At 57.6% G+C, this 1,205-nt stretch carries 1 protein-coding gene and 1 pseudogene; both read left to right on the top strand.

Going from position 1 to position 1,205, the window contains the following annotated elements:
* Positions 1-68 precede the first annotated feature (68 nt).
* A pseudogene (locus AACO21_RS16655) lies at positions 69-218 on the top strand (transposase); the annotation flags it as partial.
* Positions 146-1,189, top strand: coding sequence for an IS3 family transposase (locus AACO21_RS16650; RefSeq protein WP_346193644.1), 1,044 nt, complete (start codon positions 146-148; stop codon positions 1,187-1,189). The pseudogene AACO21_RS16655 and the gene AACO21_RS16650, both read left to right, overlap by 73 nt.
* The last annotated feature ends 16 nt before the right edge of the window (positions 1,190-1,205 follow it).

Here is a 1,205-nt window from a genome sequence, read left to right as displayed (position 1 = left end):
CGACGTCCCCCCGGAATTGAGTAGCGCCTGACTTTAGAGTCCAATCCATCACGACAAGGAGATTGGACATGAAGAAGCGATTCACCGAAGAACAGATCATTGGTTTCCTGCGGGAGGCGGAAGCAGGGATGCCGGTTGCGGAACTGTGCCGCAAGCACGCCTTCTCGGAAGCCAGTTACTACCTCTGGCGCAGCAAATTCGGCGGAATGAGTGTGTCGGACGCCAAGCGGCTCAAGGAGCTCGAAACGGAAAACACGCGCTTGAAGAAGCTGCTGGCCGAAACGATGCTGGAAAACGAGATCGCCAAGGAAGCCCTGCGAAAAAAGTGGTGAGCGCACCGTCACGGCGTGATCTGGTGCGCTACCTGATCGACAAGGGGCTCAGCGAGCGAAGGTCATTGCGGTTTATTGGTATGAGTCCGAGTTCATTCCGTTACCGGCCGGCGACGGATCGCAATGCGGCTTTGAAGGAGCAGATTGTCACCCTCGCCCAACGCCATCGGCGCTACGGGGCCGGGATGATCTATCTGAAGCTGCGGCAGGCTGGCATGGTGGTGAATCACAAGCGGGTGGATCGGCTCTACGCCGAGGCCGGTCTGCAAGTGAGAAGGCGAAAGCGGAAGAAGGTCCCGGTGTCGGATCGTCACCCGCTAGAGCGCCCTTCGACCGCCAATCAGGTCTGGTCGATGGATTTTGTGTTCGACCGGACAGCGGAAGGGCGCGTCATCAAAAGCCTGACTGTTGTGGATGACGCAACGCACGAGGCGGTCGCGATCGTTCCGGAGCGTGCGATCGGTGGCATGCAACTGACCAGAGCACTCGATCAATTAGCCAAGACGCGAGGTTTGCCCAAGGCGATTCGGACGGATAACGGCAAGGAGTTCTGTAGTCGGGCCATGCTGACCTGGGCGCATGCCCGTGGCGTCCAACTCTTTCTCATCGAACCGGGCAAACCGAATCAGAACGCCTATATCGAATCGTTCAATGGGCGTTTCCGGGATGAATGTCTGAATGAGCACTGGTTCACCAGCCTGCGCCATGCCCAGGTCGTCATCGAAGGCTGGCGCCGTGAATACAACGAGGAGCGACCGAAAAAATCCCTGGGCGGTTTGACCCCAGCAGCCTATGCCAAATCACTCGCTCAGAAATCAGGTAAATTAACCATGGACTCTAAAGCCCATTGCTACTGAAAACGGGGGGACGTCG

This window comes from Dechloromonas sp. ZS-1 (assembly GCF_039649255.1).
Lineage (GTDB): Bacteria > Pseudomonadota > Gammaproteobacteria > Burkholderiales > Rhodocyclaceae > Azonexus.
This window is presented reverse-complemented; position numbering and strand designations above follow the sequence as displayed.